Source organism: Paenibacillus sp. 2TAF8, assembly GCF_052114825.1.
GTDB lineage: Bacteria > Bacillota > Bacilli > Paenibacillales > Paenibacillaceae > Paenibacillus.
The window spans coordinates 165,237-183,168 of sequence record NZ_JBFRFN010000008.1; the positions used below are offsets into that span (position 1 = coordinate 165,237).

Annotated in this window: 20 protein-coding genes and 1 riboswitch; of the genes, 4 read left to right on the forward strand and 16 right to left on the reverse strand. The window is 42.8% G+C overall.

Going from position 1 to position 17,932, the window contains the following annotated elements; genetic code table 11:
* Positions 1 to 219 precede the first annotated feature (219 nt).
* The 5 genes from AB4Z30_RS14290 to AB4Z30_RS14310 all read right to left on the reverse strand — a co-directional run bounded on the left by AB4Z30_RS14290 (position 220) and on the right by AB4Z30_RS14310 (position 3,593).
* Positions 220 to 504: a barstar family protein gene (locus tag AB4Z30_RS14290; protein ID WP_441927403.1), complete on the reverse strand. Its 285-nt coding sequence runs from the start codon at positions 502 to 504 to the stop codon at positions 220 to 222.
* Positions 479 to 922, reverse strand: coding sequence for a phosphate-starvation-inducible protein PsiE (psiE, locus tag AB4Z30_RS14295; protein WP_441927405.1), 444 nt, complete (start codon positions 920 to 922; stop codon positions 479 to 481). The genes AB4Z30_RS14290 and psiE overlap by 26 nt, the downstream gene beginning before the upstream one ends.
* 17 nt (positions 923 to 939) lie before the next feature.
* Positions 940 to 1,527 carry an RNA polymerase sigma factor gene (locus tag AB4Z30_RS14300; RefSeq protein WP_441927407.1) on the reverse strand — a complete coding sequence of 196 codons (588 nt, stop codon included), beginning with the start codon at positions 1,525 to 1,527 and terminating at the stop codon, positions 940 to 942.
* A 76-nt stretch (positions 1,528 to 1,603) separates the two neighbouring features.
* Positions 1,604 to 2,911 carry a HAMP domain-containing sensor histidine kinase gene (locus AB4Z30_RS14305; RefSeq protein ID WP_441927409.1) on the reverse strand — a complete coding sequence of 436 codons (1,308 nt, stop codon included), beginning with the start codon at positions 2,909 to 2,911 and terminating at the stop codon, positions 1,604 to 1,606.
* Complete coding sequence (locus tag AB4Z30_RS14310) at positions 2,898 to 3,593, reverse strand: response regulator transcription factor (protein WP_441927411.1); 696 nt, start codon at positions 3,591 to 3,593, stop codon at positions 2,898 to 2,900. Before AB4Z30_RS14310 ends, AB4Z30_RS14305 begins: the two co-directional genes overlap by 14 nt.
* A 268-nt stretch (positions 3,594 to 3,861) precedes the next feature.
* On the opposite strand from AB4Z30_RS14310, the gene AB4Z30_RS14315 reads away from it, so the two are divergent.
* Positions 3,862 to 5,091, forward strand: coding sequence for a DUF418 domain-containing protein (locus AB4Z30_RS14315; protein ID WP_441927413.1), 1,230 nt, complete (start codon positions 3,862 to 3,864; stop codon positions 5,089 to 5,091).
* A gap of 377 nt (positions 5,092 to 5,468) precedes the next feature.
* Here AB4Z30_RS14315 and AB4Z30_RS14320 read toward each other — a convergent pair whose 3' ends face one another.
* The 3 genes from AB4Z30_RS14320 to AB4Z30_RS14330 form a co-directional block, all read right to left on the reverse strand.
* The gene (locus AB4Z30_RS14320) at positions 5,469 to 6,359 is read right to left on the reverse strand and encodes an aldo/keto reductase (protein WP_441927415.1); all 891 of its coding nucleotides are present in this window, start codon (positions 6,357 to 6,359) and stop codon (positions 5,469 to 5,471) included.
* 235 nt (positions 6,360 to 6,594) lie between these two features.
* Positions 6,595 to 7,368 carry an SDR family NAD(P)-dependent oxidoreductase gene (locus AB4Z30_RS14325; protein WP_441927417.1) on the reverse strand — a complete coding sequence of 258 codons (774 nt, stop codon included), beginning with the start codon at positions 7,366 to 7,368 and terminating at the stop codon, positions 6,595 to 6,597.
* Between the two features lie 51 nt (positions 7,369 to 7,419).
* Entirely contained in the window at positions 7,420 to 7,908 is a 489-nt protein-coding gene (locus tag AB4Z30_RS14330; protein WP_441927419.1) for a GNAT family N-acetyltransferase, read from the reverse strand.
* A gap of 198 nt (positions 7,909 to 8,106) precedes the next feature.
* Between AB4Z30_RS14330 and xerS the strand changes: the two genes are divergently transcribed.
* Complete coding sequence (xerS, locus tag AB4Z30_RS14335; protein ID WP_441927421.1) at positions 8,107 to 9,198, forward strand: tyrosine recombinase XerS; 1,092 nt, start codon at positions 8,107 to 8,109, stop codon at positions 9,196 to 9,198.
* A 958-nt stretch (positions 9,199 to 10,156) separates the two neighbouring features.
* On the opposite strand, the gene mobB is transcribed toward xerS, so the two are convergent.
* Both mobB and AB4Z30_RS14345 read right to left on the reverse strand, forming a co-directional pair.
* A complete protein-coding gene (gene mobB / locus AB4Z30_RS14340; RefSeq protein WP_441927423.1) occupies positions 10,157 to 10,885 on the reverse strand; it encodes a molybdopterin-guanine dinucleotide biosynthesis protein B in 729 nt (242 codons plus the stop codon).
* A gap of 6 nt (positions 10,886 to 10,891) precedes the next feature.
* Positions 10,892 to 12,160 (reverse strand): molybdopterin molybdotransferase MoeA, encoded by a 1,269-nt coding sequence (locus AB4Z30_RS14345; protein WP_441927582.1) that lies wholly within the window; start codon positions 12,158 to 12,160, stop codon positions 10,892 to 10,894.
* Between the two features lie 304 nt (positions 12,161 to 12,464).
* On the opposite strand from AB4Z30_RS14345, the gene AB4Z30_RS14350 reads away from it, so the two are divergent.
* Positions 12,465 to 12,755, forward strand: coding sequence for an HNH endonuclease (locus tag AB4Z30_RS14350; RefSeq protein ID WP_441927425.1), 291 nt, complete (start codon positions 12,465 to 12,467; stop codon positions 12,753 to 12,755).
* Between the two features lie 134 nt (positions 12,756 to 12,889).
* On the opposite strand, the gene AB4Z30_RS14355 is transcribed toward AB4Z30_RS14350, so the two are convergent.
* The 5 genes from AB4Z30_RS14355 to AB4Z30_RS14375 form a co-directional block, all read right to left on the reverse strand.
* Positions 12,890 to 13,639, reverse strand: coding sequence for a DUF4247 domain-containing protein (locus tag AB4Z30_RS14355; protein ID WP_441927427.1), 750 nt, complete (start codon positions 13,637 to 13,639; stop codon positions 12,890 to 12,892).
* 11 nt (positions 13,640 to 13,650) lie between these two features.
* Positions 13,651 to 14,157 (reverse strand): DUF4178 domain-containing protein, encoded by a 507-nt coding sequence (locus tag AB4Z30_RS14360; RefSeq protein WP_441927429.1) that lies wholly within the window; start codon positions 14,155 to 14,157, stop codon positions 13,651 to 13,653.
* 31 nt (positions 14,158 to 14,188) lie between these two features.
* Positions 14,189 to 14,590 carry a DUF350 domain-containing protein gene (locus AB4Z30_RS14365; RefSeq protein WP_441927431.1) on the reverse strand — a complete coding sequence of 134 codons (402 nt, stop codon included), beginning with the start codon at positions 14,588 to 14,590 and terminating at the stop codon, positions 14,189 to 14,191.
* A gap of 95 nt (positions 14,591 to 14,685) precedes the next feature.
* Positions 14,686 to 15,357, reverse strand: a complete 672-nt coding sequence (locus tag AB4Z30_RS14370) for a PspA/IM30 family protein (RefSeq protein WP_441927433.1) — start codon at positions 15,355 to 15,357, stop codon at positions 14,686 to 14,688.
* Between the two features lie 188 nt (positions 15,358 to 15,545).
* Positions 15,546 to 15,881 carry a hypothetical protein gene (locus AB4Z30_RS14375; protein ID WP_441927435.1) on the reverse strand — a complete coding sequence of 112 codons (336 nt, stop codon included), beginning with the start codon at positions 15,879 to 15,881 and terminating at the stop codon, positions 15,546 to 15,548.
* A 151-nt stretch (positions 15,882 to 16,032) separates the two neighbouring features.
* On the opposite strand from AB4Z30_RS14375, the gene AB4Z30_RS14380 reads away from it, so the two are divergent.
* Entirely contained in the window at positions 16,033 to 16,851 is an 819-nt protein-coding gene (locus AB4Z30_RS14380; RefSeq protein WP_441927437.1) for a polysaccharide deacetylase family protein, read from the forward strand.
* A gap of 126 nt (positions 16,852 to 16,977) precedes the next feature.
* Here AB4Z30_RS14380 and AB4Z30_RS14385 read toward each other — a convergent pair whose 3' ends face one another.
* Positions 16,978 to 17,649: a 3D domain-containing protein gene (locus tag AB4Z30_RS14385; RefSeq protein ID WP_441927439.1), complete on the reverse strand. Its 672-nt coding sequence runs from the start codon at positions 17,647 to 17,649 to the stop codon at positions 16,978 to 16,980.
* Between the two features lie 2 nt (positions 17,650 to 17,651).
* Positions 17,652 to 17,847, reverse strand: a riboswitch (cyclic di-AMP (ydaO/yuaA leader).
* Positions 17,848 to 17,932 lie beyond the last annotated feature (85 nt).

Sequence of the window (17,932 nt, forward strand, 5' to 3'; positions counted from 1 at the left end):
TATCATCTGAATGGCTACACAACTTGCTTACAGCAAGATTGAAAAAAAGCTGCCCTTTCATGGAGAAAGGAGCAGCTTTTTTATTGACGTTTACTTTAGAATGTAGAAGTTCGTTAATACGTTACTCGGAGTTGATTAGAGTACGATGGTTTATCCAATAGCGATGTCACAATGGTGCACAAATGTTTTTCTATTGTGAATTTTTCATATAATGAATTTTTATAATTTTAGTACAAATCTAAACAATTCCTCCAGCTGTTCATCGACCTCATACAGTAAGTTCATTAGTTGATCTGCATAAGGTCCAATCGCAGCTCTGCTGTCATTATAATGAATCCATTCCAGCGTAACTGGCACTGGCACATGCCATACTAAAGCTTCCCATAGTGTGTCCATACTATCGAAATGAGCTGGCTGCAACGAAAATTCGGTCTGGAGTAAGCGCTGCAGATCTTCTACGCTTCCTATCGTTTTCCCATCAATGATCACTTTCATTTTTTTCATGTTTCTGAGCTCCTGGATTCCGTCGATTTGATATAAAAAGAGCACCTACCATGACCAAAATAGCCAACGACCACCAGAACGTCGACATTGCGTTATCATGATCTATGATAATTAAGCGAATCACCGCCGTGATTCCAATATAGATAAAGTAACGAAGAGGAAAATGAAAATTAGACTTGAAATACTTCACAATTAAAGCGATAAATTCAAAGTACAAGAAGAAAACGAGCAATTCGGATAACATTTCATAGTAGCTATCCTGACGAGTTACAAAAGACTGGTACACAATTTGTACGATATACCATGTCTCACTAATTAGAAGTGCGCTTAAAGCCAAGGCCAGAAAGAACAGGCATATGTTCAAAAGTGCTTGTAGAATGTATGGCGTTTTTTGGAATTTAGTAATGAAATCTTTCATTTGTCATGTCTCCTAGTTCAATACGTGATGTCAATTAATTGTTGCTTCATATGTTTTCTTCCCCGAAATAGATACGTTTTGGCCGTATTTTCAGGTATATCATTCAATATACTGATGTCTTTGACGGTCATTTCCAAGTAGTACCGCTGATAGACGTAGTGCCTCCATTTTCCTGGAATCTGATAAAATGCATCATTGATCCGACGTTTGTGCTCGGAAGAAGTCTCATTCTGAATCAGCCTTTCTTCAGGGCCAGGTTCGCGGGACACTAGATCAGTTGTCACATCTGGGGACGTCTTGGTATCCTCTACATACAACGAAGTTGTGGCAAGATTCTGTCTCTTTTTCTTGCGCAGAACATCCAGACATACGTTTCTCCCAATGGTATAAATCCAGTTTACGACATTCTTTTGAGTGTTCATTTGTTCAATATGCGTATATACCCGCAGGAATGTCTCCTGCACGACATCATCTCGATCCTGTGGGTCTCGGAAATAGCGCGAAGCTAATCGCCATACCATCGATTGATAAGTGGCCATAAGTGACGTAAAAGTGGGTTGGGTTGCAAATAAGGTACCTTTCATAGGTTTCTCTATCGGGTTCATTCTGATTCCTCCACAGATGTAATTAAACCCCTTGTGTTTTTTATCTGAAAATTGTAATGCACTTCAATTGCTAGTTTTAGACCTTGGATTTTCTGAACTTCAACACAACATTGTATTTTGCTCCTTCTTGTTTGCTCAAAAAACCCCCTTGCATGCGGTTCATCATCCGGCTTATGATCTTCTCCCCCAGACCTGTACTTTCGGGAGAACCCCCTGCAATCTTAATGGTGTTGGTCAGTTGAATTTCAAATATCTCCGCATTCGAGTTGAATGTAATACAGATTTCATCCTTGGGTTCTGCATACTTCAACAGATTGGAAAGAATATTATCAAAGACCCGCCCGAGTTCCTCCAAATTTACCGTGATATAAACTTGCGGCAGTTCACCTATAATGCGGACTTTAAATTGCTCCTGCCGCAGAATGGCAATCTGATCGGATATGAGATCATAAATAGCCTCCTGCACTGCAATGCTTTCAAGGTCTGCCTCCTGTTCCTTATCCAAAAGGAAATAATCAAACAAATCATCGGACAGCTTCTTGAGTTGGATGGCTTTCCCGTATGCATTCATGATGTAACGGTCCTTGTCTGAAACGAACTCACCGTCTTCTTTCTTGGCAAACTCCAAATACATGATCAATGAGGTCAGTGGGGTCCGCATATCATGAGACATTTCCGTGACAAGACTGCGACTCTCTGCTTGTAATGTTTCAATCGCATTCAGTTTATCCAGAAAGGCTTTACGCAGCTCCTCAATGCTTTCAGCGATCATCGCTAATTCGTCATGACCCCGGATCGTCATCTCATACTCCAGTTCCCCACCCTCAAGAATATGGATCTCCTCATGAATCGTTCTTAGATATGAGAGACTTTGACGAATGCCCAGCAGTACAATCAACAGAAAAATCATCGTAGCGCTGAGCAGTTCCAGCGTAAAAGCGACATCGTAATATCGGGATGAGAAAAACCCGTCCACCGTCACTCTCCCCTCACCGTCACTAAACATAACTGGAAATGAGTGTTTTTGAACATATTGCGTTTCCCGCTCTACCCCGTACCCAGACTCATCTTCCGCCGAATAATTGGAATCATATTGCAACAACTGATCTTTGTAGATGGTAAGCATAATGTAGTTTTCTTTTTTCACCCATTGCCCAAATGCTTTTCGATCGGTTGAAGATAAATTATTCGCCTCAACATACTTGCTAAACTTCGCAATGGATTTGGAGGATTCACTCTCATAATAGGCCTCGGAGTTAAGGTATCTATCGATCAACCCATTGCTAACCTTCTGTAGCGTCAAAAAAATCAGACCGCTTACCGTAGCCGCGAGCAAAATGATCAAAGCTAATTTTTTGGTGAGCGTAAATTTACGGTGTGCCAAAACGGTATCCTCTCCCCCATTCGGTAAGGATATAAACCGGATGAGCCGGATCATCCTCGATCTTTGCTCGCAGTTTGCGAATATGCACCATCACTGTGTTGTTTGAACAATAAAAATACGGCTGTTCCCATACACTCTCGTAAATATTTTGCGCAGAAAATATTTTGCTGCGTTTACTCATCAAAAGTCTCAAAATGCGATACTCCAGATCAGACAGCTTAAGCTGTTGTGCATCTTTCCAGACCTCATTGAAATGTTCATTGACTTTTAACTTACCTCCAACAAGGAACGTATCTCCACTCTCTTTTTTCTCTTTATAAATCTTGTATCTGCGTAGTTGAGCGATGACCCGGGCATGAAGCTCTTCTTCTGAAAATGGCTTTGTCATGTAATCATCCCCGCCGGCCAAAAGACCCTCCGTTTTGTCCAAAGTACTCGATTTAGCCGTCAGAAACAGAATAGGAACGTTGGAATAGGTTCTAATCTGCTCACATGTTTCGATCCCCGATAGACCTGGCATCATGATATCCAAAATTACCAAATCCAGCTCGTCATCAACGAGCTGCAACGCCCGCTGCCCATCTCTGGCTTTTGACACCTCATAGCCCGCCCGTGTAAGGGACTCTTCTAATAGATCACCAATATCATGATCATCCTCTACGACTAATATCCGATGGGTCATGCCCTTCTCACCTCATGATTCCTGATGTAATTTATGTGTCCTCACTATATATCGTCCATAAGAAACACTTACGTTATAAATTAAATCACAAATCTTAACCATTTATGAAAGTAAGTATACGTCACAAAATTGTCACAAGTTTCGGAAAATAAAGCACCTTTCAGAAACTGTTAAGAATCATTCTTTATTGTTATACAAGGTGAGAGCAACGTCTACATACAACATAATTCACTTGATATTAAACATAACGATAAAAAGGAGATATGTTATGAATGAAAAAAAAGAGAACCTTGCACAACCGCTTAGTCTGAAGGAACGTGTCCATTTTCTGGATATCGTTCGCGGATTTGCTATGCTCGGCATTATTATTGTGAATTACTTTTTGATCGTAGACTCGGTGAAGGGATTTGATATGAATTCAAGCGATCTAGTCCACAACCTAGTTTCCACATTCGCCGAAGGAAAATTCATCACGTTATTTTCTTTTCTATTTGGTGTAGGATTTATGATTTTTATGGACCGGGCTGTACAACGAGTGGAACATCCTCGAAAGCTTTTTGCCCGCAGGTTAATCATTCTATTCTGTATTGGATTATTGCACATCACCTTTATATGGGTTGGCGACATATTGACTTTTTACGCTGTAGCCGGATTTCTACTACTCGCGTTCTATGCTCGGACTCCTAAAACAATATTGCGCTGGATTATCGCTCTTATATCGATGCAATTTCTAGCTTCCGTATTTATGATGATCTATAATGCGATGAGAACTGCATCACCGGAGATGCCAACTTATTTCGATTTCACATTAAACAGTCATACCAGCCTAACCTATTGGGACTCCTTGATAGCAAGATGGGCAGACATGGGGGTGATGGCGGCAAGTTCATTTTCTACAGTTTATTCCATGTTCCTGATGTTCCTGATCGGTATGTATTTTGTAAAGATGGATTTCTTCACAAACATGGAATCAAAGCATTCGATTTGGAAGCGAATTTGGTTCATTAGCTTGGGTGCATTTATACTCACGCAATTAAGCACCATGCTGAATACACTTATTTCAAGTGAAAACACATTTTTGATAGAGCTTTTTATGACTTTGGCTCAACAGGGGAACTTAACCGGTAGCATGTTTTATATGAGCAGTCTCGCGATGCTGTTTTTGTATGTTCCTGCGCTTCGAAAAGCGTTGATGGTATTTACCAAAGTTGGACGTATGTCGCTGACCTGTTACCTCCTTCATTCGATCATTGGAACCATGATTCTGCTTCCATACGGATTTGGATTGGCTAGTTCAATTAAACCTATTGGTACATTTATGCTTAGTATCGCTGTGTATGTTGTACTCATCATATTCGCTTCATTGTGGCTAAAACGCTTCAAGATCGGGCCAATGGAATCGATCTGGCGCAAGCTTACGTATGGCAAGCTCAGTTCTGCTTCCAGAACAGCACCGGTAAAACTTGTGCAATCATTGAATAATGATATGCGTCAATAAGCAACAATTAAATTCTATTCATTTAGCGGATACGATATAATTCATACAAAAAGCCTCTTCTTAGGGGTCTTTTTGTATGCTTTTTACTTTTCTCAATAAAAGAAGTTTAAACAAATGAAACCATCCGGCACTTCTGGTACACATTTGGTACTGGGTTAGTACGGAGTTAATACGCGGTTTTTTCTTTTGATGTTTATCTATTATGAATTTTTCATATATTGAAAAAATAATATTTCGAGCTATTAATAGTCCCTTTCCTCTCTGCCCCTCTCTAACCTCCTTTGAACACAAAAAAAACTGCCAACCAAGGCAGTTTTTCAGCAATCGTGAACCATTCCCAACCAAATATTGATGGAGATTTTTTATATTAACTCAGATTAGATACGCCCTGTCCAGTCAGCTCGCGCTACTTCCTTCCAACGTACACGAATGGCATCATATAATTCCTGCTCTAGCTGTCCCTTCGCTACCAGTTCGGCATTTTGCTGCCAACGATCAGGTTTGACGGTTCCTACAATGGCGGTATGCACACCTTCGGTGCTCAGCGTAAATCGCAATGCGATTTCCACCACTCGTTGTGCTTCCTCAGTCAAAAAGTCATATTTCAGCTCATTTAACCGTTTCCAATAATGATACGCATAATCCTCTTCGGTCACTTTATCATACATCCATGCCACATTAGCAATCGGTCTTTTTGCGATGATGCCCATATTTCTCTTACGCGCTTCAGGTAAAGTCAGTTCAATCGCTTCCTGATCGGCAATATTCAATGATGTCTCCAGACTGTCGAATACACCTGTCTGAATGGCGTATAGTGCATCTGTTGTATCTCCGCTATACCCGATAAAACGAGTTTTTCCTGCCTCTTTTGCTCGCTGTAACACTTCGATCACATCACCTTGCCGAAGCACTTCTTCCGAACAGCTATGCAGATGCACTACATCCACATAATCCGTTTTTAAACGCTTCAGACTACGATCAATGGTTTGCTCAAGCACTTTGGCATCCCAGTCGGGCCCGTTCACACCTGCAGCATGTCCACATTTGGTAAACAGAAAATATTCTTGCCGGCGGTGTCCCAACACGTCACCGATTTTTTCCTCACTGTCACCGTAACATTCCGCTGTATCAATCATATTTAACCCGGCATCCAGAGCACGGTTAAGTAACAATTCCACGTCTGCCTTGGATGCATCCCGAATCTCAGAGCCACCAAAACCAAGTGTACTGACTTTCATCCCGGTATTTCCGTAATTTCGAAGTTCCATTGTAATCCTCCTCCAAATTAGGTTAAAGGCTTAAACAAGATAAATACAATTCAAGAGACTTCCCTAGTTTTCGAATAATCTTATTTGCGTAAGTTGCATGTTTACTTGTTTACCCGTTTTCTTATTTTCATGCTTTAGATCATGTTCGTATGTTATTACCCGTTTATGCACAAGACGGCACATTTTTATTAACTTTCTCTCTTATCATCAATACGGTAGTACAACGAACTTACTTCTAAAAACCGTAAATGGACATTCCGCCATCCACCAATATAGTCTGACCAGTAATATATCCGGCTGCCTCCGAAGCAAGAAACACAACAGGCCCAACAACCTCCTGTAATTCCCCAACACGCCCAAGCGGTGTGCGATTAATAATTTCTTGCAAATACTGCGGATCATCAAGTAATTTCTCCGTTAATGGCGTGCGGAAATACCATGGCCCGACCGAGTTCACACGAATACCGTATTTCCCCCATTCCAGCGCAAGCACCTTCGTCATATGGATTAAAGCCGCTTTCGTAGATCCATAAACGACACCTGTTCGCAATGCTGTATGTCCGCCTACCGATGAGATGTTAATAATTTTCCCATCGCCATACTGCTTCATATGCTGACCAGCCAATTGTGAGGCAAAAAATGCCGATTTAAGATTCGTTTGCATGATCGTTTCCCATTGTTCCTCCGTCACTTCCAGTGCTGGTGTCCGAATGTTCATACCTGCGTTGTTTACGAGAATATGAATACGTCCCATCTCGGAAATCGCCTGCTGAAAAGTCTCTTCCAATTGCTCTTTAGAAGTTACGTCGGCGCATAGAGCCACGGCTTTACGTCCTGTTTGTTCACTAATCGTTGCTGCTGTCTCTTCGATCTCCGTCATGGTGCGGGATACGAGAACGACATTACTCCCCGATTCCGCTAGGCCGATGGCGAGCGCTTTACCAATACCTCTGCCCGCACCTGTGACCAATGCTGTCTGTCCATCAAGGTGAAATGCCGGTAAGATCATATTAGCTCCTCCTTTTTCGATATAAAAATCGCTAATTTGAGAACTGCTATATCAGGTAACAAAATACTGACTGGGATTGCCCAATTCCGGATGGAATTTTTCTCGGAAACGTCCTCCGGTATAATCGCCAATGATTTTACGCCAGAACGCCTGCGCAATCACGTTATTTCGAACCTGTGTTACTTTCCACCGTCCAGGGAAACGTTTAAACAATTCGTATGCCGCATTTGTTCCAACACCGCTACGTCTGTATTTTTGCATAACAAAAAATTCAGTCAAATAGTAGTCATTATCCTTGCTCCCGGGATCTAACTTCTCCACAAGTGCAAATCCCGCTGGGGCTCCATCACTCGTGATCAAAAAGGGGAATTTGCGTCCTTTCTCCGTCCAGAAAGCCTCCAGACCTGGATACTCTGGAAAAATACCATTGTGATCGACATCAATATTCAGATATTTGGTGAAATCATATAGATAAAATTGCATGAGATGCCGAATCACCTGACTGCGTTCGCGGGGAACCAGTTCAATCTGCATATTCATGTGGTTCGCCTCCTCTGACCTGCATGTATAACATACTGTAAACTTTTATAAGATGAAGGGCAACCATGTGACAAAATGTAGTCTGTGCAGCCCGATGCCTACCGTACTATCAGTATAATCAACAGGATGATTGCATGTAAATTATGGTACACTTAATATACTTGTAGAAAAATAATCGTTCACATGGAGGTGCCGAACTTGACCAACGTGCAAAAAGAGATTGACCGACGTAAGCTGGATGAAAAACTACCATCAATGCCCTGGTTTGTTCAGCAATTCATTGACTATAAACTGCCTGATCTATCTCCTTCTACACTGCTGGAGTACTTGAGGGATTATGATACATTTTTCAGCTGGCTACGTGCAGAAGGATTGTCTCAAGCAGAATCAAACCAAGGAATAACATTAACCGAACTGGAAGTACTTCGTATGGATTCAGTGACTGCCTACCGACTTTTCCTGACTACCAGACGTGAAGGTACCAATTCAAGAATTACAGTTTCGCGCAAGCTTTCTTCCCTGCGCTCGTTATTTCATTATTTAAGTCAAATTGCTGAAGATGAAGACTTCTATCCACTACTCAAACGTAATATCATGGCCAAGATTGAGATCAAACGCACACATAAACCAAAAGACACCGCCGCAAAACTGAAAGGAAAAATATTAGAAGAAAATGAGTTGCTCGAATTCATCGGTTACATTCTTGAAGGCTACGCTATTGATATGCAAAAGAACAAGCAGGCTCTATACTCCCATGAGCTAAACAAAGAACGAGATGCATGTATTGCTAGTCTTATCCTCAACTCAGGTCTGCGAGTATCCGAAGTCGTTAACCTGAATGTGGATGACCTCGATCTGGGCAATAAACTGCTATATGTTTATCGCAAAGGTAATAATGATGAAACGTACAAAACGCCCGTATATTTCAGAGAACAGGCCAAAGACGAACTAGCAGCCTATACAAGCCTGCGCCAATCACGTTATCGCACGCCCAAACGAGAAAAAGCGCTCTTCATTGCACTCCGTAACGGGGAATCCGAAGGTAGCCGAATGACCAAACGTGCAATTCAGGCGATGATCATGAAATACGCTAAATGTTTTGGCAAACCGTATCTGACCGTGCATAAATTACGCCATTCTTTTGCCACCGACTATTATTTGCAAAATGATATTTATAAAACAAAAGAACAGCTCGGCCACGCTTCCACCGAAACAACCGAAATTTATGCGCATCTGACTGACAAAACGATGTCTGAGGCCATTGAACGCCGTGTCGAAGACAATGCTTAATGCTAGAATGATGTTAAAAGCTAAACTAAAGCTATGACTCAATTAATGTGTCATCACAAGAGTCGCAGACAATGATCTTGTTGCTGACATCTTTGTCATGAAGCAGAATACTACATGCTACACGCGGTGCGTAATAAGCATCCGTATCCATTGGAAATTGCAGGCCAATCGAAGAAATAGGATTAACACAGGAAGCTGTTAAAAAGCAGCTTGAAGCTTGATAGTGGTTTATCCATTCGATCGATGGCCTGCTGTCTCATTTGTACTTCATATTTTTTAGAGTGATGGATCAAATATACATTTGTAACAATATACATATCAAATCATGGGTATTAAGTCGAATCTTTGTTATATCTGAGACAGTTAAAAGCGCTACTTTTTACGTGTGTATCTGTGTGTGTATCTATGTGTATTTTTTGTGTGTATCTGTGTATGGATCTGGATGTGTACGCGACGCATATGTGTATTCAGGAAAATGGTTTACATAATTATAGTTACGTTAAAAACTGAGCGTTCTACATATCTTCATCATTCTAACGATCTGAGATGAGCTTATTTAGCCCATATAAGGCAATCTGGAATTCTAACGATCACCAGAGGCCTTATTTGGCTAAAAATTTAGATCAAACACCCATTTTCATATCCATTCCTTGAAATAAGCTCTCCTGTGATCGTTAAAAAATAAAATCGTTAAAATTCGGCGAAATAGCGTCTGTGGTGATCGTTAGAGGAAACACACATACCTACTCCCACATTTGATGCCGGATTAATTGGATTAATTACTTTTATGGCGTTTACCTTCCACTATTTAAATTTCCCTATACTTATTCCAACGTTTTATTTCATCGGTTTATTCCATCGTTTATTCCATAGGTTTGTTTCACACTAATTACTTCTACAGCACTTTCCTTCACGCAACTTGCTTCCTTTGCGCGATTCTCCCTCATTCTGCTTACTTTTACATAGTTGTTTCACTTAGCCGAAGCACAGCATTTACAATGACTTCCTGTTCCTGAAACAGGAACCTTGGTAATTTTTTTTCTCTGCCTGACTCTGTCTCTGTTTCTACTGTTACCGCCTCTGCCTCTGCTTCTGTCTTTGCTTCTGCTTCTGCTTCTGTTTTATTGTGAGGATTTGTTTCGCCCTTTGTCCTTACTGAACCCAGCCCTGTATCTACCTCTTTATTTGTATTTGCATCTAAATCTGTATTTGCATTTGTATCTCTTTCAACTAACACTTCCGCAGCTGCTTCCTCCAAAAGCTTTGGCGACCAAAAAACAATGCCGACGACCTGTTGAAGCTCGCGTACCAGCGTCAGATCAAGAGCTTCGCGCACCATCACCAATTTAGGATACGGGGCATCCTTGAACCCTTCAATGACAATCCAGTCATAGTCTGACAACTGGTTCAGCATCTCCTCAAGCCGAGTGTTATGCTGCTTCATGATCGCCGTTCTGTTCTTAGACATTACTACAACTGCCGACGCACCAGCCTTGCCAAATTGGTACGAGTCCGTACCTTCCTGGTCTATTTCAAAATGATCATGCCCATCATGTTTAATGGCAGCCACTTTCAAACCTTTGGCGGCAAACCCAGCGATCAACGTAGCTGTCATCGTTGTTTTGCCTGTATTTTTATATCCAACAACCTGGATAATTTGAGGTCGTGCTGCACTTGTTTTATCCATGTCCAGTTACCTTGTATGCCCGGCAGGAAGTTTGAGAATCGTGACCTGTTCTCCTGCGGCAATACCGTTTTTCTCAGGCGGAATCACAATCAGGCAATCACTGTCTTTGATTGTGATCATGACACTTGACTCATCCACACGGGAAGCTGCTGGAGCAGCATATACTCTTCCAGCCCGAATCATTGTACGCCCACGCACAAAGCGCGTGAAATTGTTCACTTTGGCGTATCCGTCCTCCAGGATTACATTCCACTCTTCCAGGTAAGGATGGGCATCCGCTTGCATCGCACGAAGTGTTGGACGCACAAACAGATTAAATCCAACAAAACAAGCTCCCGGATTACCTGATAATGCAAATAACAGCTTTTCCCTATACACAGCAGCCGTAGTTACACTACCTGGACGCATAGTAACTTTGTTGAAGAGAAGCTGCATTTGTTCTTCCAGCACGAGTTCGCCCATAATATCGTAGTCACCAACCGACACGCCGCCTGTCGTCACAACGATATCATTGTCCCGGACTGCTTCCTCCAGCTTGGCCCTTGCTGTATTCACATCGTCTGCGATGGCTCCGTACATCACCGGCTCTCCCCCGGCTTCAATAACCAGAGAACGCAGCATATAGCTGTTGCTGTTACGAATCCTTCCAGGCTGCAATGGCTCATGGATGTCAAGCAACTCCGTTCCTGTAGCAAAAATAGCCACCTTTGGCCGTTCAAAAACCGGAACTTCAGCCACACCAAATGTTGCCAGTACAGACTGTTCACCAGCTCCAATCACTGTACCAGCTTCGATCAACATCTGTCCCACCTGCACTTCGAGCCCAATAGGAGTGATATTAGCCCCAGCCTGGATCTGACGTTTCAGTGCGATCCATTGCTCACCTTGTTCTTGCTTGCTTTCCGTCATCTCCATCATTACTACAGCATCCGCACCATCTGGTACTTGAGCACCGGTCATGATTCTAGCTGCCGTCCCAGGTGTAATATGTTGTTCTGGTGTATATCCGCACGGTATTTCATCAATAACACGAAACCAAACCTGATGTTCACTTGTGGCCTCAGCTGTGTCTGCACTTTGAATCGCAAAACCATCCATACCTGATCTGCGGAAAAAAGGGTATGCATGCGGCGCTTCAATCGACTCTGCAAGTGTGCGACCGTGTGAGTCGCTAAGAGACACATGTTCAATACGGCCTGCGAATACCCGAGCAGCAACTCTGGCCTGCGCTTCGGTCACTTGTACAGCCGTACGATGGAATTTGGCAGTGCTCATATCATATGAATGTGAACTTTGTTTCACAGTAGCATTCCTCCTGAAGTCTTTTCTCATTTAAGAAAGTGTAGCCCGAATATACGCCGATGACAAGTCGATTGCTCACTGAATCAGAACAGAAAAAATGTATATGGTAATGGATGTATCTTAACTTACACACTCTAAAAGAGTTCATGATAGAAGGTCATCCGAATTAACAACATGGTTACTGTGACTTCTCATTACTATGATCAGGTCTAAAATAGGCAACATGAAATACCCTATCACTGCACATAATAGCATTCGATAACGGGAGGTGATCACGATGATTCATCAATGTGAGTTATGTGGGAGAGAACCCGTTGAGACAACGGTTCATCATCTAACACCAAAGGAAATGGGTGGTAGCTTCATGCCCACAGCCAATCTATGTATTCCTTGCCACAAACAAATTCATTCGTTATTTACGAATCGGGATCTCGTTACGCTGGGACTGACCGATCTGCAATCTCTGCGGACAGATGAACGGATCATTCCATACCTGCGCTGGATACGTAAACAGCCTGCTTCTACGATCCCTCGTGTTCGTAAGTCCCATCACGTTCGTAAATCATAAAAAATAACAGTAACAAGATGCTCACTGACACATTCGTCAGTCTCACCCTGTTACTGTTATTTTGTCCTGTATATAATGATTATCCTTTAAATCACGATCATTCCATACATCGAAATTACCAGGCTCGCGAGATGTTATCTTCGCCTCATAATTCTGCCGCCACCGACCCTGGTCTTTGGCTTTTTATAGGATTTTTTCGGTGAATCAAACAAACCACCCAAGCCACCACTACTTTTGTTGCGATCAATGCTTCCTCTGCTTTGTTCCTTTTTACGGTCAAATAATCCGCCGCCAGAACCAACACTTGTGTCCTTGTCACTACCGCGCCGAGTAATGGAGCCTTTCCGCTCAACGGTAAGAGGCGGAGCCAGTTTTTTATCATTACTCGTTGGGGCACGGTAAGAACCCGCACTCGGTTTGTACGTATCCCTGTCTGTGTATCCTCGATAGTTTCCAGATCCGCGTCCACCAAAAGTATCAAATAAATTTCCAATTAAGGTTGCCGTCAGATATCCTTGTAAGAAGGAAGAGCTATAGTTCTGACGTACATATTCCTTGGAATCCACTTCGACGAGCGTATCTTCTGGCTTCTTGGGATCTTGTTGTAGATGATAATATTGATCCTGATACACCAGAAACATTCGCTCTGTACTTTCTGCCGAAATCTGATCCGGCTTTCGTTGATCAGACAGTTCCTTTGCCACTTCAGGAACCGTACGATCTACGGCCCGGTACACATAAGACGTGGATTGACCGCTACCACTTACCGATTCAAGAGGATATGTATCCTGTACGGAAGGAGCGGCACCGCACGCAGACAACAGAGACATCACAAGGCTGAGGACCAGCATTAATTTTAATCCATGTGCCAAGCGTTTTTTCATTGGAACCTCTCCTAGTTCGAACGAATCACTTTGATATCCGCAGGAAGAATGGACTCACCTTCATAGAGGTTAAATCTTCTGTCTTGCCATTCCACACGAAGAAGTTTGTTATCATCCGATTGATACTGCCACACCAGTTGCTCACCAGCCTGACCATAAGGTGTTCTGCCGACGGTCTGCACCATACCTCCATACTCTTCCTCCAAATGATACACATGATCATCCAGTTCAAGAATGGTAGGCACCTCGTCTGGCGCATCAAGTCTCCCATCAATAGGAGTATACAGGGCGTAACGTGTGATCTCACGCTCTTCCACATGTAAATATCGGAATAAACTACCGTCCTGTAGCGTTAATACAACTGCATTACGAGCTCGATTCTGCACCCTGCCAACGACTTCATAAGTGACCAGAGACACTTCGCAGATATCACCAGGAGCAAGCTGAAGCATCGTTTTTTCCGCTTTGGGCGGCTCCGGCTTTGTTAGTATTCCTTTTATACGTTTCCATACACTCATGCCAATTACTCCTGTTCCTTATCTTATCGGCTTACAGGCATGCTGCAATGATCAAGGCGCCTACGATATGCAAAGCGCCGGAGAACAATCCATACCCTGTCTTACCTTGCTGTATTCCCGTATCCAGATCCAATGTGGCCCATCTGCGAATCATAAAGTGAACCACACTTTCCAGAATCAATAAAATGATGAAAGATACGACAGAAACGAGCAACGCTTCTCCAAGATGTCCTGCCGTTGAGATGGATGTTGCAAGCACGTAACCTTGCGCAAACAACTTCATCACCATCCGGGTGGTTACCGCCATATTACCAGCCTTGACTTCAGCAAAGTCCTTGTATTTCGTAAAGAGTGAATCCACATACATCAGTACAAAGAGCAAAACCGAACCTGAAACTGTCCAGACCAGCATCGCCAAAATATTCAAATCCATTTACACAGCCTCCACTTATCAACATGATTCGCATTTAAAAGCGAAGGAGAAACATTGTTCTCCTCCGCTGGTTAACCCTGCTGACTGCCAAGGTGTTAGTTTTTATTCTCGTACTGTTTCATAAGAGCAGCAAGTTCGTCCTCAACAGCCGCATCCTTACCAAGCTTCTCGAACTCTTCGTCAAGCGACTTGCCTTTGGAAGACATTTCGTTGCTTGCTTCCGCCTGTGCTTCCATCTGCATCATCTTCTCTTCCATACGTTTCATGCCTGCGCTTGCGGTGTCCGCGCTAAATCCATTCAGTGCTTTATTGATTTCCGTTTGTGCTTTAGCTGCATTATAACGAGCAACCAGCGTTTCACGTTTATTTTTCATTTGAGTCAATTGTTTGCGCATCTCATCAAGCTTACCACGAAGATTGTCTGCAGATGCTTTGTTTTGATCGTAACTGGCTTTGTATTCCACCATTTTCTCTTCTGCTGCTTTTTTCTCTTCAAGAGCGCGGCGAGCAAGGTCCATGTTCTGTGCACGAGCTGCCGTGTGAGCCTGCTCTTCGCGTTTCTTCACAAGTGCTTCCTGTTCCTCGAACAATTGCTTGAACTTCTTCTCGATCGCGATTTGCGAAGCTACTGCTTTCTCTGCATCTTCCAGATCTTCTTGCATGTCACGGATATATTGATCCGTCATCTTGATTGGATCTTCAGCTTTGTCGATAATCGCGTTAATGTTGGACATTGTAAGGTCACGTAATCTTTTAAAAATGGACATTTGGTTTATTCCTCCCAGTGGATAGTGCATTGTATATAAAGATACATACGCAGCAACCTGCAACTCGTTTCAATTTTGCGAAAAAAAATTAAAACTTGATGACAACCTCTAATATAAGGAGGATTACCACTTCAGATTTCACTTATCCAGACATTTAACTTTTGGCTTGTTACGCAGAAGATTCTAATTCACTCTTTTTTATTCAGTTGTTCATCCATAAGTCTCTCTGCAGTCTGCACGATTTCATCGATCTGCATGCGTGTAATACTGTCAAAATGGATTCCCATAATAACAGTTACCGTCACTTTCAATTGAAGAGCCGCTTTGCGGGCGAGCCGCTCACATAGCTCTTGTTCCTTATGCCCCGGGATATGTACCGTCGTTCCACTAACCCGCTCATGGTCAACATAGAATGTAGCCACAGCCCCAATATGAGCTTTACCTCCCGTAACCAAAAACACCTTGTCCTGTCCTGCATTAAAAACCTCTAAACGAATGGATTTCAAATCATATGTACTCATCATCTCTCCACCTATCCTTCTCTATATGTTATATATGGTGGAATTATGGCTTTCATGACCTGATGATGCAATGAAACTTCTCACACACGCATAAAAGAAACATGCAACGGGCATACCATAGAGAACGCAATTTTGGAAAAAGGAGGCCGATAACATGCGAATACGCCTCGTTATGCTCGCACTTGTTACTATTATATGTTCTGGGGTTTATACAGCTCCTTTAGCCGGTTCTCCTCTGCCTGCTACTTCATCGGAGGAACCTTCTTCAAACCCGAGTGATACACCGGCTTCTGGCTCAGATGTTAGAGAAGAACAGTTGACTCTGGGCGAGCTTCGGCAGAAATACGCGGATACGTTCAAAACCAATGGCCCTTCAACCAAGCAAGTTGCGCTAACTTTTGATGATGTGCCTGATCCAAGATTTACGCCGCAGGTACTTGATGTATTAAAAAAATATAAGGTTCGCGCTACCTTTTTTGTTGTCGGCAGTCGTGCGGAGAAACACCCGGACTTGGTGAAACGTATGGTGAAAGAAGGACATATCGTCGGCAATCACAGCTACAATCATCCTGAATTCAGCAAGTTATCGATGACTGCCTTTCGCAAACAAATATTACATACCGGCGATATTATTCACCGTCTGACAGGATATACGCCCAAAATGATTCGCCCTCCGTATGGGGACATTAACGAAGAGCAGTTGCGGTGGGCCGCAAAACAGCATTACAGCATCGTGAATTGGAATGTGGATTCTCTCGATTGGAAAGGACTATCCAAGGAAAAGGTAAAACATAATATTCTCAGCGCAGTGAAACCCGGTTCCATCGTATTACAACATGCTGGCGGCGGTACAGGTTCGAACCTGAAAGGTACTGTAGATGCGTTGCCTGAGGTTATTGAGGAATTGCGAAACCGAGGGTATGAACTAGTTACCTTGGACGAGATGCTTAAACTGCCAAAAGAGAAACACTGAGTGAAAAACAGGGTGTCCTCTGCGTCATCATGAATCATGCCTACCATGATGACGCAAGAACACCCTGTTTAAGTTAATACTCCACTCAACTTATGACCCAAATCCATTAAGGGGAGGGTTTAAGCCTTATTTTAAAATGTACAATTCAATATCCTGAAAACCAAACGAACTTACAAACTGTTTGCTTCCAGGAATGAAGATGTCGATGCGATTCCCCTTAATCGCGCTGCCTGCATCCAAAGCAGTTGCTATGAAAGCCTGTTTAGGCAACCCTGGATGTGTATGGCCAGTCACCAATACCTTTGTTCCAAATGGAATTACCTTTGGATCCACTGCGATCGTGCCCAATTCGAGCGGGTTACCAAAATAATCAACAGGGCCCCATCCACCATTTTCGGAAGCATCCGCGGAATATGCTGTTGCTTTAACATTCAGCGTTTTGCTGTAGTCAAGTGTCTTACCCCAAGCTTGTACCACTTTATTATCCGGATTCACGTCAAGGCTTGCAGTTGTAACCGTCGTTTCCTGCGACTTCGCTTGAACCGGTGCTGCTACGGCTTTATTTTCGTTACCCGGAATGGTAATTTTCAGACCACCATAGATGTTATAAGGTGAAATGTCTTTATTCGTTTTGATTAATGTGTTCATATCAATGCCATATTGCTTGGATAAGGTGAAGAAGGTGTCCCCTTCTTTGGCCACATGAACGGAATCCGCGTGAGCTGGAACGGCTTGAATGAATAAAATCGATGTCAGTAGTGCGATGGCAGTTTTGGCTAAACGTTTCTTGTTATACATGGTCTTCCTCCCTCATGATGCCTGCGAAGTTAGTTGTCGGATTCGGATGGAGGAGCCCACCCTATAGGCTTACTTGACATGTTGAAGCAATATGTATTCCTAATTCACCCCAAGCAGTATGTTTATCGAATAAATAAACCTATCTGCATCGTTACGTCCCCCGCACTTCCGCTTCGGAAGTTTCGGCAGACTTGAATATATCACAATTTTGTAACCTTAAGCTGTAGTAAATGTTTCCATTTGGCGTTTTGATATGATAATCAGGTAACAGAAACGTTACTTT

What these genes read in the sequence shown, in the direction of transcription:
- AB4Z30_RS14290 (WP_441927403.1), bottom strand. Translation starts at nt 504, where the DNA reads ATGAAAAAAATGAAAGTGATCATTGATGGGAAAACGATAGGAAGCGTA.
- psiE (WP_441927405.1), bottom strand. Translation starts at nt 922, where the DNA reads ATGAAAGATTTCATTACTAAATTCCAAAAAACGCCATACATTCTACAA.
- AB4Z30_RS14300 (WP_441927407.1), bottom strand. Translation starts at nt 1,527, where the DNA reads ATGAACCCGATAGAGAAACCTATGAAAGGTACCTTATTTGCAACCCAA.
- AB4Z30_RS14310 (WP_441927411.1), bottom strand. Translation starts at nt 3,593, where the DNA reads ATGACCCATCGGATATTAGTCGTAGAGGATGATCATGATATTGGTGAT.
- AB4Z30_RS14315 (WP_441927413.1), top strand. Translation starts at nt 3,862, where the DNA reads ATGAATGAAAAAAAAGAGAACCTTGCACAACCGCTTAGTCTGAAGGAA.
- AB4Z30_RS14320 (WP_441927415.1), bottom strand. Translation starts at nt 6,359, where the DNA reads ATGGAACTTCGAAATTACGGAAATACCGGGATGAAAGTCAGTACACTT.
- AB4Z30_RS14325 (WP_441927417.1), bottom strand. Translation starts at nt 7,368, where the DNA reads ATGATCTTACCGGCATTTCACCTTGATGGACAGACAGCATTGGTCACA.
- AB4Z30_RS14330 (WP_441927419.1), bottom strand. Translation starts at nt 7,908, where the DNA reads ATGAATATGCAGATTGAACTGGTTCCCCGCGAACGCAGTCAGGTGATT.
- mobB (WP_441927423.1), bottom strand. Translation starts at nt 10,885, where the DNA reads ATGGATAAAACAAGTGCAGCACGACCTCAAATTATCCAGGTTGTTGGA.
- AB4Z30_RS14345 (WP_441927582.1), bottom strand. Translation starts at nt 12,160, where the DNA reads ATGAGCACTGCCAAATTCCATCGTACGGCTGTACAAGTGACCGAAGCG.
- AB4Z30_RS14350 (WP_441927425.1), top strand. Translation starts at nt 12,465, where the DNA reads ATGATTCATCAATGTGAGTTATGTGGGAGAGAACCCGTTGAGACAACG.
- AB4Z30_RS14355 (WP_441927427.1), bottom strand. Translation starts at nt 13,639, where the DNA reads ATGAAAAAACGCTTGGCACATGGATTAAAATTAATGCTGGTCCTCAGC.
- AB4Z30_RS14360 (WP_441927429.1), bottom strand. Translation starts at nt 14,157, where the DNA reads ATGAGTGTATGGAAACGTATAAAAGGAATACTAACAAAGCCGGAGCCG.
- AB4Z30_RS14365 (WP_441927431.1), bottom strand. Translation starts at nt 14,590, where the DNA reads ATGGATTTGAATATTTTGGCGATGCTGGTCTGGACAGTTTCAGGTTCG.
- AB4Z30_RS14370 (WP_441927433.1), bottom strand. Translation starts at nt 15,357, where the DNA reads ATGTCCATTTTTAAAAGATTACGTGACCTTACAATGTCCAACATTAAC.
- AB4Z30_RS14375 (WP_441927435.1), bottom strand. Translation starts at nt 15,881, where the DNA reads ATGATGAGTACATATGATTTGAAATCCATTCGTTTAGAGGTTTTTAAT.
- AB4Z30_RS14380 (WP_441927437.1), top strand. Translation starts at nt 16,033, where the DNA reads ATGCGAATACGCCTCGTTATGCTCGCACTTGTTACTATTATATGTTCT.
- AB4Z30_RS14385 (WP_441927439.1), bottom strand. Translation starts at nt 17,649, where the DNA reads ATGTATAACAAGAAACGTTTAGCCAAAACTGCCATCGCACTACTGACA.